The organism is Nonomuraea mangrovi (genome assembly GCF_042681425.1).
In the GTDB taxonomy this organism is placed as follows: domain Bacteria; phylum Actinomycetota; class Actinomycetes; order Streptosporangiales; family Streptosporangiaceae; genus Nonomuraea; species Nonomuraea mangrovi.
This window is the reverse complement of sequence record NZ_JBHUFV010000003.1, coordinates 546,524-572,788: the sequence shown is the minus strand read 5'-3', so window position 1 is coordinate 572,788 and position 26,265 is coordinate 546,524. Positions and strand designations below refer to the sequence as shown.

Sequence of the window (26,265 nt, the reverse complement as noted above, 5' to 3'; positions counted from 1 at the left end):
ACGATCCCCGACGGGCGGCCCGCCGTCCTCCCTCCACGGGAGGATCTGCCCCCTACCCCAGAAGGGTGACCGCGTGCCGTCCCGCCGCCGCCGAGGCCAGGAAGTAGGCCAGGTCCTCCTCCAGGCCGCGCCCCATCGTCGACAGCTTGACCGGCGACTCCAGCAGGGCCTCGTACAACCCGTCGACCGGCACCGAGACCAGCTCGTGCCGTACGGCAAGCAGCTCGGCCTGGTCGCGCACCCGCTCGCCGAACTCGCCCGGCAGCTCGGGCACCACCACCTGCGCCTCCGACAGCGCCACCCTGCCGTAGGCGGTCAGCGAGTGGTGGGAGACGCCGATGTGCCGCTCGCGCCTGTCCCCCTCGCTGACGCGCAGCGCCGCCACGGGCCGCCCGCCCAGCACGGCGGCGGCGTTGACGGCCTCGCCCGCCGACACCCCCGAGAACCCCCAGCGGGTCCCGGTGCCGAGGTTGCCCGGGCCCTGGGCGACGATCGCCACGTCGGCGTGCAGGACGTGCCTGGCCGCCAGCAGCCCGGTGTGGGTGGTCACGGCCTCGACGTCACCGCCGAAGGCCTGCCCGACGGTGACCACGCCCGCCAGCCAGCCCACCTCGCGCAGCTTCGCGCAGGCCATCGAGAACCAGGCGGGCAGCGCGCCGCCGTCCAGCATCACGTAGGCCACCCGCGGCCGCGGTGACATCCCGCACAGGATGGGCGGCAGCGCCGAGTGCAGATCGGCGACCACGACCGGCATCCCGTCGAGGGAGTCGGCCTCGCGCAGCAACTCGTGGAAGGGGGAGTCCTGCTCGTCGGCGCCGAGCACCGTGGCCTGCAGCGGGGTGTAGCGGGCCTTCACCAGGTGGCCGGGACCTTCAGGATCTTCCGGCAATCTGTTCGGGACGGCCACCACCATGGCGTAACCTCCCGTACCGAGACCCATCGCGAGTGCGGTCGTGTTGAGCAGCACCTCGTCACCTGGTTCGGGACGCCCCACCAGCAGGGGATAGGCCAGCGCCCTGCATGTCCCCTCGGGCACGGTGACCTCGAGCTCCATTGCTCCCGGCCACTCGCGCCGGATCCGGACAACCTCGCCCTTGCGCCATCTGATCACGGAGGCAGGGTAGCGTCGAACGAGTGAGGAGAAGGGCAGATGTCGCGCCGTAAGACAGAGCGGTTGCTCAATCTTGTGATCTGCCTGCTCGCGACGCGCCGCCCGCTGTCGGCAGAGCAGATCCGCCACGCCGTGCCCGGCTACGACCGCGACGGCGACGAGGCCTTCCAGCGGATGTTCGAGCGCGACAAGAACGAGCTGCGCGAGATCGGCATCCCCATCGAGGTGCACCGCGACCCGTGGGAGGACGAGCCCGGCTACCGGATCCAGCGCGAGGCCTACGAGTTGCCGGAGATCACGCTGGAGCCCGACGAGGCGGCCGTGCTGGGCCTGGCGGCCCAGGTGTGGCAGCGGGCCAGCCTGGCCGAGGCGGCCAGCGGCGCGCTGCTGAAGCTGCGCGCCGGCGGCGTCGCCACCGACGCGGGGCCCGGCGAGGCGCTGGAGCTGCGCGTCGACACCCGCGACCCGTCCTTCCCCCCGCTGTGGGAGGCGGTGCGCGACAGGCGGGTCGTCCGCTTCGACTACCGGCCCGCGGCGGGTGAGTCGGTCCGCACCCGCACGGTCGAGCCGTGGGGGGTCATCAGCCGGCGCGGCAGGTGGTACGTCGCGGGCTTCGACCGCGACAGGCAGGCGCCGCGGGTGTTCAGGCTCAGCCGCATCTCCGGCCAGGTGGCCGCGGTGGGCAGGCCTGGCGCGGTCGAGGTGCCCGAGGGGGTCGACCTGCGCTCGATGGTCGGCTTCCCCGAGGAGGCGATGGAGGAGCGCACCGCCGTTCTCCGGGTCCGTCAGGGCGCGTGCGAGGGACTGCGGCAGGTCGCCCGCTCGGTGCGGGAGGGCGAGGACGGATGGGACACGGTGGAGCTGGTCTTCGCCGACCCCGAGCGGCTAGCCGGATGGATCGCCAGCCTGGGAGCCGATGTGATGGTGGTGGGTCCGCCCGACGCTAGGGAGGCCGTGATCGCACGGCTGAAGGGGGCACTGGTATGAGTTCCACCGCGGACAGGCTGCCGAGACTGCTGGCGCTGGTGCCGTACCTGATGTCCCATCCCGGGGCGCAGGTGGGCGAGGTGGCGGCGGTCTTCGGGCTGAGCGAGAAGCAGCTCATCGACGACCTGCAGCTGGTGTGGATGTGCGGACTGCCCGGCCACACCCCCGGCGACCTCATCGACGTCTCCTGGGACGGCGGCGAGATCATCATCGACAACGCCGAGACCATCGCCCGCCCGCTGCGCCTGGGCATCGACGAGGCGAGCGCGCTGCTGGTGGCGCTGCGGATGCTGTCGGCCACCCCCGAGCTGGCCGAGTTCGCGCACGGCGACGCGCTGCCGCGCGTGATGGCCAAGCTGGAGCAGGCGGCGGGCGAGGGCGCCGCGGCCGTCAGCAGCCAGTTCGCGGTGGACGTGGAGTCGGCGCCTGACGCCGCCGCCAGGGTGCGCGAGGCGCTCGTCGGAGGGCGCAGGCTGTCGCTGCGCTACTACGTGCCGGGACGCGACGAGGTGACCCCTCGCGAGGTCGACCCGACCAGGCTCGTGGTCGCCGACGGCCGCACCTACCTGGAGGGCTGGTGCTACAGGGCCGAGGCGATGCGGCTGTTCAGGCTCGACCGCATGCTGACCGTCGAGGTGCTCGACGTCCCCGCCGACCCGCCCGCCGGCGCCGAGCCGATCGACGTCACCCAGGGCGTCTTCAGGCCGTCGCCCACCGACGAGCTCATCGTGCTCGAGGTGACGGCCGCGGGCAGGTGGGTGGCCGAGTACTACCCGTACGAGCAGGCCGAGGAGCTCGGGGAGGGGCGGCTGCGGGTCACGCTGCGCGCCCGTGACGAGGACTGGACGCTCAAGCTCGCGCTGCGCCTGGGCGACACCGGCAGGATCGTCTCGCCCCCGGCGTTGGCCGCCAGGGTGCAGCAGGAGGCCGAGCGGGCGCTGTCGCTGTACGCTCAGGCGTCATGACCTGGATCTACGTGGCGGTCGGGATGGGCGCGGCCGGCATCGCCGTGCTGGGGTTCGTGGCCGTCCGTGTCCTGGTCGCCGCGAGGGAGCTGAGCGCCGAGGTGCGGCGCGCAAGTGCCCAGCTCACGGCCAGAGGGAAAACAATAGGGGCTCGAAATGGGGCGAACGGGAGTGCAGGGGATGAGACTGTGCTTCCGGCAGCGTACGATCGAGCGTGAGATTGCACCTCGCTCAATAAGGATGTTTCATGCCGAACCTCGGAGTGCCTGAGCTCCTGATCATCGCCTGCGTGCTGGTCCTGCTGTTCGGGGCCAAGAAGCTGCCGGAGATGGCACGGGGCGTGGGCAAGTCGCTGCGCATCTTCAAGGCCGAGACCACCAAGCTGCGCGAGGACGACGACGACGCCGGCGTCGCGCAGGCGACCGTGCAGGCTCAGCCTCAGCCGCAGGCCCAGCCCGTCCAGCCGTTGCCCGCCGCCGCCCCCGCGCTGTCGCCCGAGGAGCAGGCCCGTCAGCTCGAGGAGCAGGCCGCCAAGCTTCGCGCGCAGGCCGCCGCCAACAAGAACGCCTGACAACACCCTCATCTCACCAGGGACTGCTGAATGGTGCTGTTCAAACGGCCGGCCAAGGCCTCCGTCGACGATGAGGGGCGCATGCCCCTCATGGAGCACCTGCGCGAGCTGCGCAACAGGCTCGTCATCGCGCTTCTCGCGTTGATCGTCGGCGTGGTCATCGGGTTCTTCCTCTTCGATCCCGTGTGGGTCTTCCTGAAGGAACCGTTCTGCGAGAACACCGCGGCCCAGCAGCTGCGTCCCGGGCAGTGCACCCTGGTCACCGGCGGCATCTTCCAGTCCTTCTTCACCACCCTGAAGGTCTCGGCGATGGTGGGCATCCTGGTGTCCTCGCCCGTCTGGCTCTACCAGATCTGGGCCTTCGTCACGCCCGCCCTCTACCGCAACGAGAAGCGCTACAGCGTGGCGTTCCTGGCGATCGCCGTCCCGCTGTTCCTCGGCGGCGGCGCGCTGGCCTACTTCATCATGGACACGAGCCTGGCGATCCTGCTGGGCTTCGCGCCGGCCGACACGGTCGCGGCCATCCAGATCGACGAGTACCTCGACTACGTGCTGATCATGCTGGTGATCTTCGGGGTGTCGTTCGAGCTGCCGCTGCTGCTGGTCTTCCTCAACATCATCGGCGTGCTGTCGCACGCGACGGTCAAGAAGCACCGCCGCACCGTGGTGTTCCTCATGTTCGTCTTCGGCGCCGTCATCACCCCCGGTGGCGACCCGCTGACGATGATGGCGCTGGCCGCGCCGATGGTGATCCTCTACTTCCTGGCCGAGGCCTTCATCTTCCTGAGGGAGCGGCGCAGGCCGCAGGACCCGGACGAGTTGCTGTCCGACGACGAGGCCGCCCCGCTCAACCTGGACGACTGACGGGTGGACCTCGCTCTCTTAGTCAACCCCTCCGCCGGGGGCGGCAGGACGCTGCGCCTGCTCGAACCCGTGGTTCGCAGGCTGCGCACGGGCGGCGCGGACGTGAGCGTGATCGTGGGCGACGGCCCGGCCGACGCTCTGGAACGAGCCTGTACGGCCGTCGCCGAACGCCCTGACGCGCTGGTCGCCTTCGGCGGCGACGGTCTGGTCCACCTGGCGGTTCAGGCGGTGGCCGGCACCGAGGTGCCGCTGGGCGTCATCCCCGCGGGCACCGGCAACGACTTCGCCGCCGCGATGGGCCTGACCGGCCGCGACCCGGTCAGGGCGATCCTGCGGGGCAGGACACGCGTGGTCGACGCCGCCAGGATCGGACCCGACGAGTGGTTCGCCAGCGTGATGTGCTGCGGCTTCGACTCCAGGGTCAACGAGCGGGCCAACGCGCTCACCTGGCCGCCCGGCATGGCGAAGTACCTGGTCGCGGCCGCGGGCGAGTTGCGCTCCTTCCGCCCCATCGCCTTCAGGCTCACCGTCGACGGCGAGGTCGCCGAGCACGAGGCGATGCTGGTGGCCGTCGGCAACACCTCCTCCTACGGCGCGGGCATGCGCGTCTGCCCCACCGCCGAGCCCGACGACGGCCTGCTCGACGTCACCATCCTCGGGGCGGTCGGCAAGGCGTCGTTCGTCCGCTCCTTCGCCGGCGTCTACCGGGGCCGCCACGCCTCCCATCCCGCCGTCACCATGCTGAAGGCGCGCAGCGTCACGCTGGAGGCGCCCGACGTGGTCGCCTACGCCGACGGCGAGCGCATCGGCCCGTTGCCGCTCACCTGCACGGTCTCGCCCGGAGCGCTGCGCGTCCTGATTTGAGTAGTGGCCTACTCAGGCGCGGCCGGACCCGGCGGGTCACGATGGGGGCATGCCTCGCCTGATCGTCATCCACCCTCCGGCGCTGGAGGGGACCGTGCTGCTCGTGGGGGAGCGGCGGCAGGTGATCGGCCGCGGCTCGTCGGCCGACCTGCGGCTGGACGACCCGCATCTGAGCGCCGTGCACGCCGCCGTCGTGCCCGCGGCCGGCGGCGTGACGATCGAGGACCTCGGCTCCCGCAACGGCACGGTCGTGGGACAGGAGAGGGTGTCGAGACCCCGGCGGCTGCGGGACGGCGACGTCGTCAGGCTCGGCACCGTGCACGCCCGCTTCGAGGACGACGGCGGCGGCGAGCGAGGCCACACCATGGCGATGCCCGCGGCGGTCAGCTACCACGTGGGCAGGCAGGAAGCGGGTCAGCTCAACAACGTCGCGGGCAACCAGTACAACAACCACTACATCCAGCAGCGTGACAGCTTCCTGCGGCAGGTGGCCGCCTACCGCAGCAAGGCCAGGAGCGTGTTCTGGCTCGGCGTCCTGATGATGTTCGGGGGAGCGGCGGCCTACGCGGCGGTGCTCATCAAGGGCATGGGCGACTTCCAGAGCTCGTTCACCAGCGGGCGCATGCCCGAGGACTTCCCCTTCGGGCCCGACGTGGGGCTCGGTGTGCCGGTCGGGCTCATCGCCTTCGCGGTCGGGTTCGTGGGCAACATCTTGTTCTGGGTGGGGCTGATCATGCAGATCGTCGCGGCGGCGCGGGCGCGCAGGGTCGACGTGGATCCCCGGCACTCGTGGAACTCGCCCGCCGTACAGAGGAGATAGCGGTGGTCTTCAACATCGGTTCGCAGCAGGGCAACATCAACAACGTGGCGGGGGACCAGACGATCCACGGGGGGCAGCAGGCGTTCGTCGGCGGCGGCCCGGCCGACTGGGCGGACCGGCTGGCCGAGGCGCTGCGCGGGGCGGGGCTGCGCCAGGAGGCGGCGCAGGCCGAGGCCGTGCAGGCGGAGCTGGCGCGGGCGGAGCCCGACCGCCAGGCGATCGCGGGCAGGTTGACGACGATCGCGCAGGCGGTCGGCGCCGTCGCGGGCGCGGGTACGGCGCTGCGCGAGCCGCTGGCGGCGCTGGCCGACTGGCTGGGGGCCTTGGGAGCGCCGATCCTGCGGATGATCGGCCTTTGATCTACATTGTAAAGGCGCGCGCTCGGGTGTCCGCCGCCGCGACGGACCCCGGGCTCAGCGCTGCGCGGCGACGGGTTCGGCCCGCCGTCCGGTCCTGAGGAAGGCCGTCAGGGCCAGCGCCAGCGCCATGACCCCGGCCCCGGACAGGAACACCACGTCGATGCCGGTGACGAGCGAGCCGTTCGCCGCCACCCTGGTGAGGATCACGCCGAAGATCGCGGCGCCGAGCGCCGAACCCAGGATCTGGGTGAAGCGGATGGCTGTCGTGGCCACGCCGAGTTCGGAGGCGGGCACGGAGTTCTGGACCAGGAAGATGACGATGCCGAGGATCTGGCCGAGGCCCAGCCCGAACAGCAGCAGCTCCAGGCCGAGGGTCCAGGGGGAGGTGTCGACGGCGAGTCGCCCGAGCAGGACCAGCGCGGCGGTGACCATGGCGGTGCCGGCCAGCAGGAACGGCTTGCTGGAGTGGCCCCGGCCGATCAGCACTCCCGACGCCATGCCGGAGACGATCATGCCCGCCGCCATCGGCAGCAGGTACAGGCCCGAGTCCGTCGCCTCGACCCCGGCGACGGCCTGAAGGTAGACGATCGTGTAGAACAGGCCGCCCGTCATGCCGGCGCCCGTCAGGAACTGCAGGGGCAGGGCGACGCGCAGGACGGGGTCGCGGAACATCGACAGCGGCAGGATCGGCTCGGGCGCGGTGGCCTGGCGCCAGAGGAAGGCGGCCAGCAGCGCCACGTCGGCGACGATCAGCTCTGTCAGGCCGTGCTCGACGATCAGCAGGAACAGGGCGGCCGCCGCGGCGACCAGGGCGGCGCCGAGGTAGTCGATGCGGCGGTGCCGGCCGCCGTCGCCGAGGTCGAGCGACATCGCCGCGCTGACGAGCGCCAGCAGGCCGAAGGGCAGGTTGATCAGGAAGATCCACCGCCAGCTGACCTGGTCGGTGAAGAGGCCGCCGAGGAGTGGTCCCGCGACCAGGCCGACCCCCGCGAGCAGGCCGCCGGCTCCGCCGCCCGCCGTGGCTCGCTGTTCGGGCGGGGTCAGGTGGGCGACGACGACGAGGGTGACGCTCATCAGGCCGCCCCCGCCCAGGCCCTGGATCGCGCGGGAGGCGATGAGCTGCGGCATGTCCTGCGACAGCCCGCACAGCGCCGAGCCGAGCAGGAACAGGGCGATGGCGGCGAGGTAGACGCGCTTGGCGCCGTGGACGTCGCACAGCTTGCCGTACAGGGGGAGGGCGGCTGTGGCGGCCAGGGCGTAGGAGGTGACCAGCCACGGCAGGCGTTCGAGGCCGTGCGCGGGGTCGAGGTCGGAGACGATCGCCCACGAGGCGGTGGAGACGATGTTCTGGTCGAGCACGGCCATGACGAGCGTGATCAGCACGCCCGTCATGGCCCAGCCCTTCTGCGCTGGAGACATGAATCTAGACTGGGTCAAAGTTTCGACTGAGTCAATATAGGTATGCTCATGGCGTGGGGCTGCGCGAGCGCAAGAAGCTGGAGACCAGGCAGGCGATCCACGACGCCGCGATGGAGCTGTTCGGCGAGCGCGGCTTCGACGAGGTGTCGGTCGTGGAGATCGCCGCCAGGGCCAAGGTCTCGAAGATGACGGTCTTCAACTACTTCCCGACCAAGGAGGACATCGTCCTCGCGCCGATGGAGGACGACCTCGGCGAGATCCCCGCCCTCATGTCCGACCGGCTGCCCGGCGAGTCCGTCGCGGCCACGGCACGGCGGCAGTTCCTCGACGCGCTGGCCAGGCACGCCCCCGAGACCGGCCTGTGCGACCGCCCAGAGTTCCTGCGCCTGCTCAACCTGATGCGCCGGACCCCTTCGCTGGCGGCGCGCATGCTGCTGTTCCACGTCAAGGCCGAGGGGAGGCTCGCCACCGCGCTGGGCGAGGACGAGCGCGCGCCGTACGCGGCCAGCATGATCTACGGGCTCTGGCGCACCCTGCAGACGCAGAACACCACCCGCATCTACCTGGGCCAGAGCGCCGAGCAGGCCTACCCCGCGGCCGTCGGGGCGGCAGAGAAGGGGTTCGCGGTCCTGGCCGACGGGCTCGGTGACTACCTGGCCTGACCGGAATGGCGGTTTCGGTAGGGTGGTGGTATGACAACGCCAGCGGAACGCTACGCGGCCTTCCGTGAAAAGTACGGGGATGACGGCGCCGCGCTCGGGTCGTTTCGGGGGCACTACGAATTCGACCTGGACGAGTTCCAGCTCGATGCCTGCCGGGCGCTGGAAGCGGGAGACGGAGTCCTCGTGGCGGCCCCCACCGGTTCGGGCAAGACGGTCGTCGGCGAGTTCGCCGTCCACCTGGCCCTGCAGCAGGGCCAGAAGTGCTTCTACACCACCCCCATCAAGGCGCTGTCCAACCAGAAGTACAACGACCTGGTCAAGCGGTACGGCACCGCCAAGGTCGGCCTGCTGACGGGCGACAACAGCGTGAACGGCGACGCGCCCATCGTGGTCATGACCACCGAGGTGCTGCGCAACATGCTCTACGCGGGCTCGGCCACGCTGGCAGGGCTGGGCTTCGTGGTCATGGACGAGGTCCACTACCTGGCCGACCGCTTTCGCGGCGCGGTGTGGGAAGAGGTCATCATCCACCTGCCCGACTCGGTCAGGCTCGTGGCGCTGTCGGCGACGGTCAGCAACGCCGAGGAGTTCGGCCAGTGGATGGGCGAGGTGCGCGGCGACACCACGGTGATCGTCGACGAGCACCGGCCCGTGCCGCTGTGGCAGCACATGATGGTCGGCAACAGGGTCTACGACCTGTTCTCCTCCGACGACGGCGACAACCTCATGCGCATCAACCCCACGCTGATGCGCCTGACCCGCGACGAGGAGCGGCTGGCCGGCGGCAGGGGCAGGCGAGGGTACGGCAGGCCGCAACGCTTCCGCCCACCCGACCGCGCCGCGATCATCGACAAGCTCGACTCCGAGGGCCTGCTGCCGGCGATCACCTTCATCTTCTCCCGCGCGGGCTGCGACGCGGCCGTCATGCAGTGCCTGTACGCGGGCATCAGGCTCACCACCGAGCGCGAGAGCCACGAGATCCGCCAGATCGTCGACGAGCGCACCGCCCACCTGCCCGACGAGGACCTGGCGGTGCTCGGCTTCCTCGAGTGGCGCGACTGCCTCGAACGCGGCCTGGCCGCCCACCACGCGGGCATGCTGCCGGCCTTCAAGGAGGTCGTGGAGGAGCTCTTCACCCGCGGCCTGGTCAAGGCCGTCTTCGCCACCGAGACCCTGGCGCTCGGCATCAACATGCCCGCGCGCAGCGTGGTGATCGAGAAGCTCGACAAGTGGAACGGCGAGACCCACGCCGACCTCACCCCCGGCGAGTACACCCAGCTCACCGGCCGCGCAGGCCGGCGCGGCATCGACGTCGAGGGCCACGCGGTCGTGGTGTGGCAGCCCGGCATGGACCCGATCTCGGTCGCCGGTCTGGCGGGCACCCGCACCTACCCGCTGCGCTCCAGCTTCCAACCCTCCTACAACATGGCCGTCAACCTGGTCGGACAGTTCGGCCGCGAGCGCGCCAAGACCCTGCTGGAGGCGTCGTTCGCGCAGTTCCAGGCCGACCGGGCGGTCGTCGGGATCGCCAAGCAACTGCGCAAGCACGAGGAGGCGCTGGAGGGCTACCAGGAGGCGATGCACTGCCACCTGGGCGACTTCACCGAGTACGCCGGGCTGCGCAGACGCTTGTCAGACCGCGAGACCGAGCTGTCCAAGCAGCGCGGCGCCGCCCGCAGGGCCGCGGCTGTGCGCTCGCTGGAGGAGCTGAAGCCCGGCGACGTGATCCGCGTGCCGGGCGGGCGGCGGGCCGGGCTCGCCATCGTGCTCGATCCCGGGCTCAACCCGCGAGGGCACGGGCCCAACCCGCTCGTGCTCACGATCGGCAAGCAGGTCAAGAAGCTCGACCCGGACGACTTCCCCGTGCCGGTCGAACCGCTCGAGAAGATCCGCATCCCGCGTAACTTCAACGCCCGCGCCCCCAAGGAACGCGCCAACCTCGTCTCCTCACTGCTGGCCAAGATGGGTGACCGTGACCTCGGCAAGCCGGCGCGCGCCCGCGACCACGCGGTGGAGGACGAGGAGATCGCCGAGCTGCGGCGGCTGATCCGCCAGCACCCCTGCCACGGCTGCGCCGACAGGGAGGATCACGCCCGCTGGGCCGAGCGCTACTACAAGCTGCTGCGCGAGACCGAGGGGCTGCGCCGCCGCGTCGAAGGCCGCTCCCACGTCATCTCGCGCACCTTCGACCGGATCTGCGGGGTGCTGGAGCAGCTCGGCTACCTGGAGGGCGAGACCGTCACCGGCGAGGGCCGCCGCCTCGGCCGCCTCTACACCGAGCTCGACCTGCTGACCGCCGAATGCCTCAGGACGGGGCTGTGGGAGGAGCTCGACCCCGCCGAACTGGCGGCGTGCGTCTCGGCGCTGGTGTTCGAGTCCCGCCAGGCCGACGACGCCAGGCGGCCCAAGATCCCCGCCGGCAAGGCCCAGGACGCGCTCACGGCGATGATCAGGCTGTGGGGCGAGCTGGAGGGCATCGAGAAGGACAACGGGCTGTCGATCATCCGCGAGCCCGACCTGGGGTTCGCGTGGGCGGCCTTCCGCTGGACCAAGGGCCACAGCCTCGACGCGGTCCTGATGGACGGGATCAACGGCAACGAGCTGGCGGCGGGCGACTTCGTGCGCTGGATCAAGCAGCTCATGGACCTGCTGGGGCAGCTCGGCAACGCCGCCCCTCCCGGCAGCAAGGTCAAGCAGACGGCCAACAAGGCCATCGACGCCATGCGACGCGGCGTCGTCGCCTACTCCTCGTTGTCGTGAGCGACGCCGCCCGCCGTGTCGCACGGCGGGCGGCGCGGGCTCGCCCTACAGGCGGGGCGGACGGCGGGGCGGGTGGCTGACCGGCCGGTCAAGGTGACGTGGTCGTAGGTTCACCTAAGGTCACCTTCGCGCCAGTTTTCCGGGTGATCACAGCGGAAATGCCCATCTCGGAAGGTCTCCCCCGCCTGGAGGTTGGGATGTTCGCTCTCATCGCTGCCCTGCTGTTCGTGCTCGCCCTCGTGTTCGAGATCGCCGGTGTGGCGGTCGGCGGCGTGATCACCGTCGCCACTCTCGGCACCGCCGGCCTGCTGTGCGTCGCCCTCCACCTCATGGGCGTCGGCGCGGGCTGGAGCGTCCTCAAGAAGTGAGTCACCGGTAGCACCCGAACCGGGCCGCGCGCGGGTTCCCCCGGCTCCGCGCGCGGCTCTCGCTTCCCGGGAGTCTCAGGCGACGGTGAAGCGGACCTCGCGGGTGTTGGGGTCGGCCTGGGTGAGCCGGACCCTGACCGACTGGCCGAGCGGCAACGGGGAGCCGTCGCAGCGGGCCACGACGGCGGGGTCGGTCAGCTGGACCAGGCCGCCCGGGCGGCGCTCGTCGATGTCGAGCACGACGGCGTCGAAGCTCTGCCCGATCCTGTCCCGCAACATGAAAGCCTCCACCAGGTCGATCGAGGCCCGCTCGACCGCGTTCGCGCGGCGGCCGGTGGTGGACATGATCTCCGGCAGGCCCGCCAGCGCCTCCTGGATCTCGGCGGGCACGGGCTCGCCCGCGGCGATCGCCAGGCACACCTCCGTCGCGTAGCGGTCGACCAGGCGCCGCAGCGGCGCGGTGACGTGCGCGTACGGCGCGGCCACCGCCGAGTGCTCGGCCAGCTTGGGCGGCTCGCCGTCGAAGGCGACGTAGCCGGAGCCGCGCAGCAAGATCTTCGACTCGTTGAGGAAGGCGGCGTGGGAGGGGACCTTGGGGTCGAGGTCGTGCACGACGTCGCCGTAGGAGGCGCCCTCGGGCCACGGTACGCCGAGCGCGAGGGCGGCCCTGCGCACCGTCGCCAGGTCGCGGGGCTGCGGCGGCGGGAGCACGCGCAGCACGCCGATCTCCGCGTCCAGCATCATCGAGGCCGCGCACATGCCGGTCAGCAGTGAGATCTGCGCGTTCCACGCCTCCGACGGCATCGGCGCCCGGTACTCCAGGCGGTAGCCGCCGTCGACGGCGACGACCTCCTGATCGGGGGTGGGCAGGGTGACGCCGCCGCGGGCCCGCTCCAGGTTCAGGCGCAGCCGGCCGACCTCGGCCAGCAGCTTCAGCGTGCCGTCGGCGGTGCCGGTTTCGACGGTGGCCTGCACGTAGTCGTAGTCGAGCCGCTCGCGGCTGCGCACCAGCGAACGCTGCACGTCCACGCCGATCAGGTCGCCCTCGGCGTCCAGGTCGATCCGCCACACCGCGGCGGGCCTGATCACGCCGGGCAGCAGGCTGGCCGCGCCCTCCGACAGCACCTGCGGATGCAGCGGCACCTTGCCGTCGGGCAGGTAGACCGTCTCCCCGCGCAGGCGCGCCTCGGCGTCGAGCGCGTCGCCCGGCCTGACGAACGCGCCGACGTCGGCGATGGCGTACCACACGCGGTAGCCGCTGCCCAGCGCCTCGATGAAGACGGCCTGGTCCAGGTCCATGGAGCCGGGCGGGTCGATGGTGACGAACGGCAGTTCGGTGAGGTCCTGCCTGGCGGCGTTCGCTGGGGCGCCTGCCACGCGCGCGGCCTCGGCCAGCGCGGCCTTGGGGAACTCCTCCGGCAGCTTGATCTCGCGCCTGATCCGCTCGAATCCGTCCGCCAGCCGCGGGTGGACATCTCCGGACACTCGGATGTTCGTGCTCACCTGATCAACTTATCCCTAGATGGCAGCATCCTCGAGGCAGGGTCCGGGACCGGGCGGGCTGGGCGGGGCAGAACGGCCCGAGCCCCCGCGACCGCTCCCATCCCGGACGCGGTCGCTAAACCGTTCCAGAGTCTGCGGCCCCTTCTCTCGCTAGACTCCCGGCGAGAGGAAGGGGAGCCGTGGGGCGACCGACGATTGCCGACATCGCCCGCAGGGTGGGGGTGTCCAAGGGCGCGGTCTCCTTCGCGCTCAACGGCAGGCCAGGCGTCAGCGAGGAGACCAGGGCGCGCATCCTGCGCGTGGCCGAGGAGATGAACTGGCGCCCGCACAGCGCCGCCAGGGCGCTCGGCGGGGCTCGGGCCGAGGCGGCGGGCCTGGTCATCGCCAGGCCGGCCAGGACCATCGGGGTGGAGCCCTTCTTCGCGCACCTGCTGTCGGGCCTGCAGGCGGGACTGTCGGCGGGCGCGGTGGCGCTGCACCTGCTGGTCGTGGAGGACACCCAGGCCGAGATCGAGATCTACCGGCGGTGGGCCTCGGAGGGGCGCGTCGACGGGTTCATCCTGGTCGACCTGCAGGTACGCGACCCGCGTGTCGAGGTGCTCGACGGACTGGGCGTGCCGGCCGTGGTGCTCGGCGGTCCCGGCCCCCACGGATCCCTGTCGTGCGTGTGGGCCGACGACAGGGAGGCGATGCTGTCGATCGCCGACTATCTGGCCGCGCTCGGCCACACCAGGATCGCGCACGTGGCGGGGCTGCCCGCCTTCCGCCACACCCAGCGGCGGATCAGGGCGCTACGCGACTCGGCGCGCAGGCTCGGCCTGGAGGAGGTCGTCTCCGTGCCGACCGACTTCAGCGACGCGCAGGGCGCGGCGGCCACCAGGGCGCTGCTGTCGCGGCGCGAGCGACCCACGGCGATCGTCTACGACAGCGACGTCATGGCCGTGGCGGGGCTCGGCGTCGCCGCCGAGATGCGCGTCCCCGTGCCGGGGGAGCTGTCGATCGTGGCGTTCGACGACTCGGTGCTGGCCAGGATCGTGCACCCCACGCTCACCGCGCTCTCGCGCGACACGTTCGCGCTGGGCAGGACGGTGGCCCAGACGCTGCTGGAGACGATCGCCGACCCGGCCGCCCCGCTGAACGTCAAGACGCCCACACCCAGGCTGACCGTGCGAGAGAGCACGTCGGCGAGGAACTGAACCGCTTTAGCGAGGACCGACCCCACCGAGGACCGGCCCCGCCGAGGACCGGCCCCGCCGAGGACCGGCCCCGCCGAGGGCCGGATCGTCAGAGGAGCTGGTCGATCGTGATCGGCAGCGAGCGGATCCGCCTGCCGGTGGCGTGATAGACCCCGTTGGCGATGGCGGCGGGGATGCCGACCAGGCCGATCTCGCCGACACCCTTGACCCCGATGGGGTTGAACCGGTCGGGCCGACCGACGAAGATCACCTCCATCTCGGGGACGTCGGCGTTCACCGGGATCAGATAGTCGCCGAGAGTGGCATTGGCGATGCGCCCGGTCCCCGCGTCGGTGACCACCTCCTCGAACATGGCCATGCCGATCCCGCCGACCGTGCCGCCGATGATCTGGCTGGTCGCGGTCTTCTCGTTCAGGATCCGTCCGGCGTCGATCACCGAGACGATCCTGGCCACCCTGAGCAGCCCGAGGCTTGGGTCGACCCGCACCTCCACGAACCTCGCGCCGAACGGGCCCGCGGGCGCCAGCCCGAGCTGTTGGGAGTCGGCAGGCGTGCTGGCGCCGTTGGCCGTCAGCTCCGCCAGGCCGTGCGCGGAAAGGATGTCGGCGTAGGACTCGCCGCGCTCCGGCGATCCTGTGCGGTGGATCCGGCCGCGCCCGACGCTGACCTCGTCGACGGTGCATCCCGCCAGCGGTGAGGTGGGATCGTCGCGGACCGTGTCCAGGAAGGCCCGCACGAGGTTGCGGCAGGCGGCGTGGATCGCGCTGCCCAGGCCGGCGGTGAGACCTGAGCCGCCCGCCTGGGCCCCCGGCGGCAGGTCGCTGTCGCCGAGCTCGAAGGTGACGCGCTCCAGGTCCAGCCCGAGGAGCTCGGCCGACAGTTGGGCCATCACCGTGTAGGTGCCGGTCCCGATGTCGGTCACCGCGCTGCGCACCAGCGCGGTCCCGTCCCGGCGCACGGTCGCGCCGGCCTGGCACGGCGCCTGGTACCAGAAGAAGGAGACGCCGGCCAGGCCGTACCCGACCAGCCAGTCGCCGTCGCGCATCGAGCCGGGCTCGGGAAGGCGGCGTGACCACCCGAAGCGCTCGGCGCCGACCTCGTAGCACTCGCGCAGCGCCTTGCTCGACCACGGCAGGTCGAGCTGCGGGTGCCTGTCGGCGTAGTTACGCAGTCGCAGCTCGAGCGGATCGATGCCCAGGATGCAGGACAGCTCGTCCATGGCCGACTCCAGCGCGAAGTTCCCCTGTGCCTCGCCGGGCGCGCGCATCGAGTTGCACCAGGTGACGTTCAGCCGGACCTGCCTGTCCCTGGTGGAGACGTTGGGGCAGGCGTACGCCGAGGCCGTGCCCGCCGCGCACGCTTCGATGTTGTTCCCTTCCATCTGCAGGGTCGTGGTGCTCTCGTGGTCGAGGGCGACCAGCCGCCCGTCGCGGGTGGCGCCCATCCTGATGCGCTGCTCCGTGGACGTGCGGTGACCGATGCCGGTGAACATCTCCGGACGGGTCAGCACGAGCTTGACCGGACGACCCACCATGCGCGCCGCCAGCGCCGCCAGCACGACGTGCGGCCAGGCGCGCAGCCCGGCGCCGAACCCGCCGCCGACGAACGGCGCCAGCACCCGGACGCCGCTTTCCGGGACCGCGAACACCTGGGCGAGCGCCGTGCGCACATAGCCGGGCCACTGGGTGGCGTCGTGCACGGTGAGGGCGTCGCCGTCCCAGGCGGCGACGGTGGCGAACAGGCCCATCGGGCTGTTGGCGTTGGGCGCGGTGGTGTAGGTCGCCTCGAACCGCACCTCGGCGGAGGCCAGGGCGGCCTCCGGGTCGCCGCGCGTGCTGTCCACGCCCCCAGGGTCGGTGAGCAGCTCCGCCCGCGGATCGTGCATGTCGGTCACCGGCTCGGCCGCCTCGTAGTCCACCCGCACCCGCCGGGCGGCGGCGGTCGCCTGCTCGGCGGTGTCGGCCACCACCATGGCCAGGTACTGGCCGTAGTGAAGGATCCGGTCGTCCTGCAACGGCGGCGGCGGGGCGGAGAGGAACGTGTCGGGTGCGCGCCCGAGCGGGGGCGCGTTCTCGTGCGTGATGACCGCCAGGACGCCCGGCGCGCTCTCGGCCGCGCCCGTGTCGAGACCGCTGATCCGCCCGGCGGCGATGGTGCTGCGGACGAGCGCCACGTGGGCCAGGTTCGGGAAGCCGAAGTCGTTGGGATAGCGCGCCGCGCCGGTCACCTTCTGGGGGCCGTCGACCCGGTCCACTCCCTCGCCGACCAGCTCGACGTGCTCGAGCGTCGTCATGTCGCTCCTCCCGCAACGGTCCGCAGGGCGCGCACCAGCGTGCGCTCGGCCAGCTCGACCTTGAAGGCGGTGCCCTCCACGGTGAACGGGTCGCGGACGGCCGCCTCGGCCGCCGCGGTGAAGGTCCGCAGGTCAGCCGGCGCTCCCCGCAGGATCTCCTCGGCCTCGGGCACGCGCCACGGGATCGTCGCGACGCCGCCGAGGGCGACGCGTGCCTCGCCGATCACGTCGCCGTCGAGCCGCAGGGCCACGGCCGCGGACGTGAGCGCGAACTCGTACGAGACCCTGTCACGGATCTTGAGATAGGTGGAGCGCGTGCCCGCAGGGAGCAGCGGGATCTCCACGGCGGTGATCAGCTCGCCCTGGGCGAGCACGTTCTCCACGTCGGGCGTCTCCCCTGGAACCAGGTAGAACCCGGTCAGCGGAACAGAACGCTCGCCGTCCGCCCCAAGAAGGCGCACCACCGCGTCCAGCGCCACGAGCGGCACCGCCATGTCGGAGGCGTGCAGGGCGATGCAGTGCTCGCTCGCGCCCAGGATCGCGTGCATCCGGGCCGCGCCCTCCACCGCGGCGCATCCGGTGCCGCGCCGCCGCTTGTTGCAGGCGGGGACGGTGGGGTCGCGGAAGTACCGGCAGCGGGTGCGCTGCAGCAGGTTCCCGCCGATGGTCGCCATGTTCCGCAGTTGGACGGAGGCGCTCAGCAGCAGAGACTCGCGCAGGAAGGGCAGCCGCTCGGCCACCGTCGGGTCGGCGGTCAGTTCCTCCATCGTGGTCAGCGCGCCCACGCGCAGCAGGTCCCCGCTGCGGGTGATGCCGCCGAGCGGCAACCGGGTGATGTCGATCAGCCGGTGGGGCGCGAGGACCCCGTCCTTCATCAGGTCCAGCTGGGTCGTGCCGCCGGCGAGATAGGACGCGGCCGGATCGGCGCTCACCGCCGCCACGGCCTGGCCCACCTCGCGCGCCCTGACGTACTCGAACTCACGCATGGCCGCCACCCGCCCCCGCGACCTCGCGGATCGCCGCGACGATGTTGGGATAGGCGCCGCACCGGCACAGGTTGCCGCTCATGAACTCGCGGATGTCCGCGTCCGACCCGGCGCGCTCCTCGGTCAGCAGGCACACCGCCGACATGATCTGACCGGAGGTGCAGTAGCCGCACTGGAAGGCGTCGTGGCGCACGAACGCCTCCTGCACCGGATGGAGCGCGCCTTCGACCCCGAGGCCTTCGATGGTGGTGATCGCCCGGCCTTCGCACTGCGCGGCCAGCGTGAGGCAGGACAGGATCCGCCTGCCGTCCGCGATCACGGTGCAGGCGCCGCAGGCGCCCTGGTCGCAGCCCTTCTTGGTGCCGGTCAGCTCCAGCGCGTCCCGCAGGGCGTCCAGCAGGGTGACACGGGAGTCCAGGTCGAGCCGGTGCTCGACGCCGTTGACGGTCAAGGTCACCGCGACCCGCGGCACGGACGTCCCCGAGGGTCGTCGCGGATGAGCCCCGTCGTGAGCCATGTCCCCTCGATTCCGGCGCGGCACATGCCGCGGCCTCGCGGGGGGAGGTCTCTTCCGACCGACTATACGCCGCCGATTCGTCCGGATTCGTGGTGATCGATGGCGAGAGCGTCCGTGCTCGGCCAGGCCCGCGTCACCGGGACAGGGCCTCCAGCAGGCGGTTGAGGGGCCCGTCGAGCCCGTAGCGGTCGGCCAGCCGAACCAGCGCCTCGGGGTCGCGAGGCTTGGCCGGCAGGGCGAGGTCGGTCTCCGGCAGCGGCGTGGAGTCGGCGACCTTGACCACCTCGGGGGCGACGTCGAGGTAGTCGCGGGCGGCCGCCAGCTTGGTACGGCACCCTGCGGGGAACCCGTCGGTCTGCCCCGCGTCGAGCGCGGCCAGCATCGATTCGAGGGAGCCGAACCGGGTGATCAGCGAGGCCGCGGTCTTCTCGCCGACGCCCGCGACGCCCGGCAGCCCGTCGCTGGGGTCGCCGCGCAGGGTGGCGAAGTCCGCGTAGCCGCGGCCGGGGATGCCGTACTTGGCGGCGACGAACGCCTCGTCGACCACCTGCAGGTTGCGCACGCCCCTGGCGGTGTAGAGGACGCGGACCGGGCGGGAGTCGTCGACGAGCTGGAACAGGTCGCGGTCGCCGGTGACGATGTCGACGGCGCCGCCCGCCCGGTGGGTGAGGGTGCCGATGACGTCGTCGGCCTCGTAGCCCGCGGACTGCAACCTGGCGATGCCGATCGCGTCGAGCACCTGCTCGATCACGGGGATCTGCGGTACCAGCGTGTCGGGCACCTCCTCGGTGTCGCCGAAGGCCACCCTGTGCGCCTTGTAGGTGGGGATGGCGGCCACCCTGAAGGCGGGCCGCCAGTCGGCGTCCATGGTGGCGACCAGCTCGGCGGGCGCGTGCTTGCGGACCAGTGTGGCGATCATGTCGATGAGGCCGCGCACGGCGTTGACGGGCATGCCGTCGGGCGCCGTCATCGACTCCGGGATGCCGTAGAAGGCCCTGAAGTAGAGCGACGGGGTGTCGAGAAGCATCAGCACCCGTCTATGGTCGCACTCCCGCGTCCTTTCGGTGGCCGCTCGTCGTCCCGGGGGCTACTGGCGGATTCCCGGCCCCACGATGCCGACGGCGAGCAGGCAGGCGTCGTCCTCGGGGTTGGAGCCGCCGATGCCGGCCAGCAGCCTGTCGAGGCCCGCGTCGAGGTCGTAGGCGGGCAGCTCGCGCGCCGCCGCCACCGCCAGGGCCAGCCCCTCGTCGAGGTCGCGGGTGCGCCGCTCCACCAGCCCGTCGGTGAACAGCAGCAGCAGGTCGTCCGGCCGCAGCTCGATGCTGGCCAGCTCGTACGGCTGCTCGCCGGTCGCCCCCAGCAGCACCCCGTGCGGCGGATCGAGCTGCTTGGCCGTGCCGTCACGCACCAGGATCGGCGCGAGGTGGCCGGCCTGACCCCAGGTGAAGACGTTGGTGGCGGTGTCGAGGTGGCCGATCACCGCGGTCGCCGTCGTCTCGACCAGGCGGTGCAGCACCAGCTCGTTGAGCCATTGGAGCAACTGGTCGGCGGGCTGCCCCGTCATGGTGAGCCCGATGAGCGCGTGGCGGAGCTGGGCCATGTGCGCGATGGCGGGCAGGCCGTGCCCCGAGACGTCGCCGATGGCCAGCAGCAGCCGGCCGTCCGGCAGCCCCGCCGCCTCGAACCAGTCGCCGCCCAGGTTGGCGGAGTTGCCGGCCGGCACGTAGCGGACGGCCACGCGCGCCTGCGGCAGGTCGAGGCAGCCCACAGGCTCGGGCAGGATCGCCTCGCGCATCGCGATCATCACGTGCCGTTCCTCGGCGGCCCGCTCGCGGGCCTCGAGCAGCTGGCGGCGCGACTCGGTCATGATGCGCTCGGCCCTTCGCCGCCCCGTGATGTCCTGGACGACGCCGTGGACGCCGATGGGCCCGCCGGCGCCGATGAGCGGTTCGAGTACCATGCGCAGGTTGCGGATCTCGGCGCCGCGCCTGATCCTGAATTCGGCCTGGACCGGCTCGACGCCCTGCACGACCGTCCACAGCAACTGGTCGAGGGCGGCCAGGTCGGTGGGTTCGACGCAGGCGGCCAGGTCGGGCAGGCTGATGGGCCCTTCGGCGGGGTCCCTGCCGAAGATGACGTAGACGTGGTCGGACCAGGCGGCCGCGCCGGTGCGCAGGTTCCACTCGGCCCAGCCCATGTTGCCCAGGCGCTGGGCGTGGGCGAGCTGGACGGCGAGGGCGTCGGCCGCCTCGCGCTGCTGGATCTGATCGGCGAGCTGGCGCACGAGCTCGCCGGCCGTCATCGGCCCGCCGGGCCGCCGGTCGCCAGGGGAGGGGAGGGGCGGCTGAGGGCCGCCCACGACGCCGACCATAAGGGGCTCACTTCTCGAATGGCTGGAACGGGACAATTGCCCCACGGTAAGTGATCGTCCTGGAACGGAGTGTAGCGACGGCATGCGAGTTGTGAGAGCTTTTCATGGAATGTGGCGAGGGTAGATTGGCCTCCGTGACGTCCCAAGACCTTTACCCCGTGTCCCGCCTCGCCGCCGCCCAGGAGGCCACCGCCAAGGCCGGCCTCGACGCGCTGTTGCTGACCCCAGGCCCCGACCTGCGTTACGTGAGCGGATACGAGGCGCTCCCGCTGGAGCGGCTGACCTGCCTGGTGGTGCCCGCGAGCGGCGAGTCGTTCATGATGGTTCCACGACTGGAGCTTCCTGCGGCGCAGGCCTCGCCCGCCTCGCGCCTCGGCCTCGACTTCGTGGCATGGGACGAGACCGACGACCCCTACGACGTCGTCGCCTCGCGCCTCGGCAGGGTCGCCAAGGTGGGGCTGGCCGACCGGATGTGGGCCATGGCCTCGCTGCGCTTCCGCGCCGCCATGCCGTCCACCGAGCAGGTGCTGGCCGGCACGGTGCTGCGCGAGCTGCGCATGCGCAAGTCGGCCGCCGAGGTGGCCGCGCTGCGCGAGGCCGGCGAGGCCATCGACGCCGTGCACCGCCAGGTGCCGCAGTTCCTCAAGGCCGGCCGTACGGAGAGGGAGGTCGGCAAGGACATCCACGACGCGATCCTCGCCGCCGGGCACTCCACCGTCGACTTCGTCATCGTCGCCTCGGGGCCCAACGGCGCCAGCCCGCACCACGAGGTCTCCGACCGTGTCATCCAGGCCGGTGAGCCCGTGGTCGTCGACATCGGCGGCCAGTTGCACAACGGCTACTGCTCCGACTCCACCCGCACCTACTGCGTGGGCGAGCCGCCCGCCGACTTCGCCGCCTACTACGAGGTGCTGCGGCAGGCGCAGGACGCCGCCTGCGCCGCGGTACGGCCCGGCGTGACCTGCGAGTCGATCGACGCGGCGGCCAGGTCGGTGATCGAGGACGCGGGCTACGGGGAGTACTTCATCCACAGGACGGGGCACGGGATCGGCATCGAGACGCACGAGGAGCCGTACATCGTGTCGGGCAACACCGAGCCGATGGAGGCCGGGTTCGCGTTCTCGGTCGAGCCCGGCATCTACCTGCCTGGACGCCACGGCGCCAGGATCGAGGACATCGTCGTGTGCTCCGAGGACGGCGGGGAGCGGCTCAACAACACCCCGCGCGAGCTTGTGATCGTCTGACCGGCGGGCGGCCCGGGCGCCCGCGGGCGCCCGGGCCGCCGTCGCCTTCCCCGTGCCGGCGCCGGGCCCGGCTCCCTCCCACCCCTGGCGGGCGCGGGGTCCGCCCGACCGGCTTCCCCTGCCGGTCGCGATGACAGAATCGGGGGATCGGAGACCCCGAGCCCATTACTGGAGCGTGTCGCGATGACCGTTGAGCGTGCCCTGCCCACCCCCGAGGCGCACGACCTGATCGACCTGACCCGAGACCTGATCGCCAAGGAGATCGCGCCCCGCGCGGCCGCCGACGAGTCGGCGGGACGCTTTCCCCGCGAGGTGTTCACCACCCTCGGCGCGACCGGGCTGCTCGGCCTGCCGTACCCCTCGGAGTACGGCGGGGGCGACCAGCCGTACGAGGTCTATCTGCAGGTGGTCGAGGAACTGGCGGCCGGATGGCTGGCCGTCGGCCTCGGGGTGTCGGTGCACACGCTGTCGTGCTTCCCCTTGGCGTCCTTCGGCACGCCGGAGCAGCGCGAGGAACTGCTGCCCGACATGGTCGGCGGCGAACTGCTGGGCGCCTACTGCCTGTCGGAGGCCTCGTCGGGCTCCGACGCGGCCGCGCTGACCACCCGCGCCGTGCCCGGCCCGGACGGCTACACCGTCGACGGCGTCAAGGCGTGGATCACCCACGGCGGCGTCGCCGACTTCTACATGCTCATGGCGCGCACCGGCGACAAGGGCGCCCGTGGCATCTCCTGCCTGCGCGTGCCGTCCGGGCTCGAGGGGCTCTCCTACGGCGCGCCCGAGCACAAGATGGGCATGCGCTCCTCTCCGACGGCGCAGGTCCGCTTCGACGGGGTACGGCTGCCGCAGTCGGCGCTGGTCGGCGCCGAGGGCGAGGGCTTCCGCATCGCGATGGCCGCGCTCGACGGCGGGCGGCTCGGCATCGCGGCGTGCGCGGTCGGCGTGGCCCAGGCCGCCTTCGACGCGGCCACCGCCTACGCGGGGGAGCGGCGCCAGTTCGGTTCGCGGATCATCGACTTCCAGGGCATCGGCTTCATGCTGGCCGACATGGCCACCCAGATCGCCGCCGCCCGGGCGCTGTACCTGGAGGCCGCCCGCCTGCGCGACGCGGGCAGGCCGTACGGGACCAAGGCGGCCATGGCGAAGCTGTTCGCCACCGACACGTGCATGAAGGTGACCACGGACGCGGTGCAGGTGCTCGGCGGCTACGGCTACGTCGAGGACTTCCCCGTCGAGCGCCACATGCGCGAGGCCAAGGTCCTGCAGATCGTGGAGGGCACCAACCAGATCCAGCGCCTGGTCATCAGCCGCTCCCTCACTCCCGAGTCGCGCCGATGACCTCGGCCAGCGCCTCCGCGATCGGGTAGGGGCGTTCGGCCGGAAGCAGAGGAGTCAGGTCCCGGCCTTCACGCAGCGCCGTGTGCAGGCCGCGGACCCGCTCGGTCAGGTCGGTGATCGACAGCGTCCACTCGCCGACGTAGCGGTCGACAGCCTCGCCCGACAGGCCGATCTGGATCGACCGGTACGGCAGCGCGTTGTGGCGCGGGTCGCGTTCGGGGTCCCACTGGACGCGCACCGGCATGTCCCGCCTGTCCGACAGGCAGGAGTGCGCCAGCGCCCACTCGAACCCCTCGCGGGTGAGCTCGATGGCCAGCACGCGGCCCTGGCCCTGCTTGGTGGCGTAGCCGCAGCGGTACATCATCCACAGGAACGACGGTTTGATCCAGGTCATCCGCCCGCGCTTGAACGGGGGGACGAACCGTTGCGCCGCCAACGCGGGAGCGGCGATGGCCGGGTCGTAGGCCTGGTAGACGGTGATGGACTCCTCGGTGTAAGCGGCTCGGATCTGCCGGTAAGGGATGTTCATGGCGATCAGCGTGCCGAACTCCCACAATCCACGGCAACGGGATTACCGTCGCAAGCATGGACCGCCGCGAGAGGATCACCCTCACAGGAGCCCAGGAGACCCTGCTCGCCACCCTGTACGGCAGGGCGCTCGACGCCCGCTCCCGCGACCCCATCCTGGGCGACGAGCAGGCCGTCGTCGCGGCACGCCGGATCGACTACGACTTCCGCAGGACCGGCATGAACGCGACCACCGCCGCGGGCGTCGCGCTGCGCGCCAGGCAGCTCGACGACTGGCTCGGGGAGTTCCTTGCGGCCCACGCCTCGGCGACCGTGCTGCATCTGGCGTGCGGCCTCGACACCAGGGCGCACCGGATCGCCAGGCCCGCCACGGTCAGGTGGGTGGACGTCGACCTTCCTGAGGTGATCTCGCTGCGCGAGCGGCTGCTGCCCACTCCCGGCGGCGACTACACGCAGCTCGCGGCGTCGGTGACGGAGGAGGGGTGGCTGGAGCAGGTGCCCGCCGACCGGCCGACGGTGGCGGTCTTCGAGGGGCTGACGATGTACCTGAGGCAGGAGGACGGGCGGCGGCTCATCCAGCGGATCACCGAGCGGTTTCCCTCGGGGGAACTGCTGTTCGACGTGTACGGGTCGATGGGGATCAGGCTGCAGAAGCTGGTGCCGGCCGTGCGGAACGCGGGGGCGCGACTGTACTGGGGGGTGGACGACCCGCGGGTGATCGAGGGGTGGCACGACGGGCTGGTGTGCGTGGACGCGCTGCGGAGCGTGGACATGCCGGGGCTGGGTCGGCTGCGGGCGGCGGCGCGGGCGCAGATGTGGGTGCTGGCGCGCATCCCCGGACTACGGGATGTGGGGAAGATCCTGCGTTTCCGCTTCTAGAGGCGCCGCGCTCCGCCTGGGGCCGAGCCGCGGTGAACCTTTTGTTCGGCAAGTGGTGACACCAAGGAGACGACCACGTCGGCACGGGGACTCCCGGCCGGCCCTCTTCTAGGAGTCTCCTCGTGCGGTTGCCATCACCTGGCTTTGTGCTGCCCGGAAACGGGCACCTCGCGTTCCTGGCGGCGCTGGTCCCCGCCGTCGTCCTGCGAGCGCTGGCGATGCTCGGCTACCGGCCCACGCTCTGGTTCTGGGCGGACTCCTTCTCCTACCTCGACGCGGCGGCCCACCCCGTCCCTGGAACGTTCCGGCCACTCGGGTACTCCCTGTTCCTCGCCGCCCTGCGACCGGGCCACAGCCTCGCCCTCGTCACCGCGGTCCAGCACCTTCTCGGGCTGGGCCTGGCGGTCGCGGTGTACGCGGTGCTGCGGCGGCGCGGCCTGCCGGGCTGGGGCGCGACGGCCGTCACCGTGCCCCTGCTGTACGACGAGTTCCTGATCCTCCTCGAGCACATGATCATGGCCGACGCGCTGTTCACCGTGCTGGTCGCGGCGGGGGTTCTGATGCTGTCACGCCAGGACGTCACTCCGCCGGCGGCGGGCGTCGGCGGGGCGCTGCTCGGGCTGGCGGCGATCACCAGGACCGTCGGCGTGGCCGTGCTCATGCTGGCCGCCGCTCACCTGCTGCTGCGCCGTACCGGATGGCGGGCCCTGGCCGGGCTGGTGCTCGCGGGTGCGCTGCCCCTGGTGGCGTACGCCACCTGGATGTACGGCACGAGCGGCACGTTCGGCCTGACCCGAGCCGACGGGCTGTTCCTCTGGTCGCGCACGATGACCTTCGCCGACTGCTCGGCGATACGGCCGGAGCCGCGGCTGGCGCCGCTGTGTCCCGCGACGGCGGTGGCCGGGCGACCCTCGCCCGCCCACTGGCTGTGGGGGCGATGGTCACCGCTTGCCAGGGTGCCGCGCGACAAGAACGCGCTGGCGGGGCGGTTCGCCCGCGCCGCCATCCTCGCCCAGCCCGGCGACTACCTGGCCGCCGTCGGCGGTGACCTGCGCTGGCTGCTGCGTTGGGAGCGCACCACGGCCAGGTCGTCGCGTACGACGAAGACGAACCCCTACTGGTTCCCCTTCGAGCGGCGGCCGCTGAAGCGGTCGGCCAGGGCGGCGGCGGAGGCGTACGAGGGCGGCCCTGCGGCGACGCGGCCGGTCGAGCCCTACGCGGGCTGGCTGCGCGCCTACCAGCGCTTCGGATACCTGCCCTACCCGCTGCTGGTCGCGCTGCTCGGGGGCGCCCTCGTCGTGGCGTCTGTACGGCGGCGCCCCGAGGCCCTGCTCCCTGGCCTGGCCGCCACCGCGCTGATCCTGGCCCCGCCGTTCCTGGTCGGGTTCGACGTCCGCTACGTCGTCCCGGCCATCCCGCTGACCTGCCTGTCGGCGGGGCTGGCCATGGCGGGACCCACGCGTCAGCGGACCAGCCCGAAGAACGCACGGACCTCCGACAGCTCCGGCTGCTCGAACGCGGCGAAGTGCCCGCCCCTGTCGAGCTCGTTCCGGTGACGGATGTCGATGAACCGCCTGCCCGCTCACCGAAGCGAGGGCCTGGGGTTCTCCTCGGGAAAGATCGAGCAGCCGGTCGGAACCGTCACCACGTCGGTGTTCGC

24 protein-coding genes are annotated in these 26,265 nt (G+C 71.9%); 15 read left to right on the top strand and 9 right to left on the bottom strand.

Features of this window, described 5'->3' with window-relative positions; genetic code table 11:
• Positions 1–52 precede the first annotated feature (52 nt).
• Entirely contained in the window at positions 53–1,111 is a 1,059-nt protein-coding gene (locus tag ACFSKW_RS02865) for a DUF3866 family protein (protein ID WP_379568769.1), read from the bottom strand.
• Between the two features lie 39 nt (positions 1,112–1,150).
• Here ACFSKW_RS02865 and ACFSKW_RS02860 point away from each other — a divergent pair, with 39 nt between their 5' ends.
• From ACFSKW_RS02860 to ACFSKW_RS02830, 7 genes are all read left to right on the top strand, one after another.
• Complete coding sequence (locus tag ACFSKW_RS02860; protein ID WP_379568767.1) at positions 1,151–2,098, top strand: helix-turn-helix transcriptional regulator; 948 nt, start codon at positions 1,151–1,153, stop codon at positions 2,096–2,098.
• On the top strand, positions 2,095–3,063 hold the full coding sequence (locus ACFSKW_RS02855; RefSeq protein WP_379568765.1) for a helix-turn-helix transcriptional regulator: 969 nt from the start codon (positions 2,095–2,097) through the stop codon (positions 3,061–3,063). Before ACFSKW_RS02860 ends, ACFSKW_RS02855 begins: the two co-directional genes overlap by 4 nt.
• A gap of 247 nt (positions 3,064–3,310) precedes the next feature.
• On the top strand, positions 3,311–3,634 hold the full coding sequence (gene tatA / locus ACFSKW_RS02850; protein ID WP_379568763.1) for a Sec-independent protein translocase subunit TatA: 324 nt from the start codon (positions 3,311–3,313) through the stop codon (positions 3,632–3,634).
• Between the two features lie 30 nt (positions 3,635–3,664).
• Positions 3,665–4,498 carry a twin-arginine translocase subunit TatC gene (gene tatC / locus ACFSKW_RS02845; protein WP_379568761.1) on the top strand — a complete coding sequence of 278 codons (834 nt, stop codon included), beginning with the start codon at positions 3,665–3,667 and terminating at the stop codon, positions 4,496–4,498.
• A 3-nt stretch (positions 4,499–4,501) separates the two neighbouring features.
• Positions 4,502–5,362, top strand: coding sequence for a diacylglycerol/lipid kinase family protein (locus tag ACFSKW_RS02840; RefSeq protein ID WP_379568759.1), 861 nt, complete (start codon positions 4,502–4,504; stop codon positions 5,360–5,362).
• A 49-nt stretch (positions 5,363–5,411) separates the two neighbouring features.
• Positions 5,412–6,182, top strand: a complete 771-nt coding sequence (locus ACFSKW_RS02835; protein WP_379568757.1) for an FHA domain-containing protein — start codon at positions 5,412–5,414, stop codon at positions 6,180–6,182.
• Between the two features lie 2 nt (positions 6,183–6,184).
• A complete protein-coding gene (locus ACFSKW_RS02830; RefSeq protein WP_379568755.1) occupies positions 6,185–6,541 on the top strand; it encodes a hypothetical protein in 357 nt (118 codons plus the stop codon).
• A gap of 54 nt (positions 6,542–6,595) precedes the next feature.
• Here the strand turns inward: ACFSKW_RS02830 and ACFSKW_RS02825 are convergent, their stop codons facing one another.
• Positions 6,596–7,960: an MFS transporter gene (locus ACFSKW_RS02825; protein WP_379568753.1), complete on the bottom strand. Its 1,365-nt coding sequence runs from the start codon at positions 7,958–7,960 to the stop codon at positions 6,596–6,598.
• Positions 7,961–8,013: 53 nt separating this feature from the next.
• Here ACFSKW_RS02825 and ACFSKW_RS02820 point away from each other — a divergent pair, with 53 nt between their 5' ends.
• From ACFSKW_RS02820 to ACFSKW_RS02810, 3 genes are all read left to right on the top strand, one after another.
• A complete protein-coding gene (locus ACFSKW_RS02820) occupies positions 8,014–8,622 on the top strand; it encodes a TetR/AcrR family transcriptional regulator (RefSeq protein ID WP_379568751.1) in 609 nt (202 codons plus the stop codon).
• Positions 8,623–8,652: 30 nt separating this feature from the next.
• On the top strand, positions 8,653–11,382 hold the full coding sequence (locus ACFSKW_RS02815) for a DEAD/DEAH box helicase (RefSeq protein WP_379568749.1): 2,730 nt from the start codon (positions 8,653–8,655) through the stop codon (positions 11,380–11,382).
• 197 nt (positions 11,383–11,579) lie between these two features.
• Entirely contained in the window at positions 11,580–11,750 is a 171-nt protein-coding gene (locus ACFSKW_RS02810) for a hypothetical protein (RefSeq protein ID WP_379568747.1), read from the top strand.
• A 75-nt stretch (positions 11,751–11,825) separates the two neighbouring features.
• Here ACFSKW_RS02810 and ACFSKW_RS02805 read toward each other — a convergent pair whose 3' ends face one another.
• Positions 11,826–13,253, bottom strand: coding sequence for an RNB domain-containing ribonuclease (locus ACFSKW_RS02805; protein ID WP_379568745.1), 1,428 nt, complete (start codon positions 13,251–13,253; stop codon positions 11,826–11,828).
• Positions 13,254–13,432: 179 nt separating this feature from the next.
• Between ACFSKW_RS02805 and ACFSKW_RS02800 the strand changes: the two genes are divergently transcribed.
• A complete protein-coding gene (locus tag ACFSKW_RS02800; RefSeq protein ID WP_379568743.1) occupies positions 13,433–14,449 on the top strand; it encodes a LacI family DNA-binding transcriptional regulator in 1,017 nt (338 codons plus the stop codon).
• Positions 14,450–14,537: 88 nt separating this feature from the next.
• Here the strand turns inward: ACFSKW_RS02800 and ACFSKW_RS02795 are convergent, their stop codons facing one another.
• From ACFSKW_RS02795 to ACFSKW_RS02775, 5 genes are all read right to left on the bottom strand, one after another.
• Positions 14,538–16,742, bottom strand: coding sequence for a xanthine dehydrogenase family protein molybdopterin-binding subunit (locus ACFSKW_RS02795; protein ID WP_379568741.1), 2,205 nt, complete (start codon positions 16,740–16,742; stop codon positions 14,538–14,540).
• Positions 16,739–17,728, bottom strand: a complete 990-nt coding sequence (locus ACFSKW_RS02790; RefSeq protein WP_379568739.1) for an FAD binding domain-containing protein — start codon at positions 17,726–17,728, stop codon at positions 16,739–16,741. The genes ACFSKW_RS02795 and ACFSKW_RS02790 overlap by 4 nt, the downstream gene beginning before the upstream one ends.
• On the bottom strand, positions 17,721–18,245 hold the full coding sequence (locus ACFSKW_RS02785) for a (2Fe-2S)-binding protein (protein ID WP_379568737.1): 525 nt from the start codon (positions 18,243–18,245) through the stop codon (positions 17,721–17,723). The genes ACFSKW_RS02790 and ACFSKW_RS02785 overlap by 8 nt, the downstream gene beginning before the upstream one ends.
• A 133-nt stretch (positions 18,246–18,378) precedes the next feature.
• Positions 18,379–19,272 carry a 5'-3' exonuclease gene (locus ACFSKW_RS02780; RefSeq protein ID WP_379569181.1) on the bottom strand — a complete coding sequence of 298 codons (894 nt, stop codon included), beginning with the start codon at positions 19,270–19,272 and terminating at the stop codon, positions 18,379–18,381.
• Positions 19,273–19,332: 60 nt separating this feature from the next.
• Entirely contained in the window at positions 19,333–20,604 is a 1,272-nt protein-coding gene (locus ACFSKW_RS02775; RefSeq protein WP_379568735.1) for a PP2C family protein-serine/threonine phosphatase, read from the bottom strand.
• Positions 20,605–20,750: 146 nt separating this feature from the next.
• Here ACFSKW_RS02775 and ACFSKW_RS02770 point away from each other — a divergent pair, with 146 nt between their 5' ends.
• Both ACFSKW_RS02770 and ACFSKW_RS02765 read left to right on the top strand, forming a co-directional pair.
• Entirely contained in the window at positions 20,751–21,860 is a 1,110-nt protein-coding gene (locus ACFSKW_RS02770) for a M24 family metallopeptidase (protein WP_379568733.1), read from the top strand.
• Positions 21,861–22,043: 183 nt separating this feature from the next.
• A complete protein-coding gene (locus ACFSKW_RS02765) occupies positions 22,044–23,198 on the top strand; it encodes an acyl-CoA dehydrogenase family protein (protein WP_379568732.1) in 1,155 nt (384 codons plus the stop codon).
• Here ACFSKW_RS02765 and ACFSKW_RS02760 read toward each other — a convergent pair.
• On the bottom strand, positions 23,176–23,727 hold the full coding sequence (locus tag ACFSKW_RS02760; protein WP_379568730.1) for a DUF4291 domain-containing protein: 552 nt from the start codon (positions 23,725–23,727) through the stop codon (positions 23,176–23,178). The two genes, ACFSKW_RS02765 and ACFSKW_RS02760, sit on opposite strands and share 23 nt — an antisense overlap.
• Before the next feature lie 56 nt (positions 23,728–23,783).
• Here ACFSKW_RS02760 and ACFSKW_RS02755 point away from each other — a divergent pair, with 56 nt between their 5' ends.
• Both ACFSKW_RS02755 and ACFSKW_RS02750 read left to right on the top strand, forming a co-directional pair.
• The gene (locus ACFSKW_RS02755; RefSeq protein WP_379568728.1) at positions 23,784–24,605 is read left to right on the top strand and encodes a class I SAM-dependent methyltransferase; all 822 of its coding nucleotides are present in this window, start codon (positions 23,784–23,786) and stop codon (positions 24,603–24,605) included.
• Between the two features lie 146 nt (positions 24,606–24,751).
• Positions 24,752–26,161: a hypothetical protein gene (locus ACFSKW_RS02750; RefSeq protein WP_379568726.1), complete on the top strand. Its 1,410-nt coding sequence runs from the start codon at positions 24,752–24,754 to the stop codon at positions 26,159–26,161.
• Positions 26,162–26,265 lie beyond the last annotated feature (104 nt).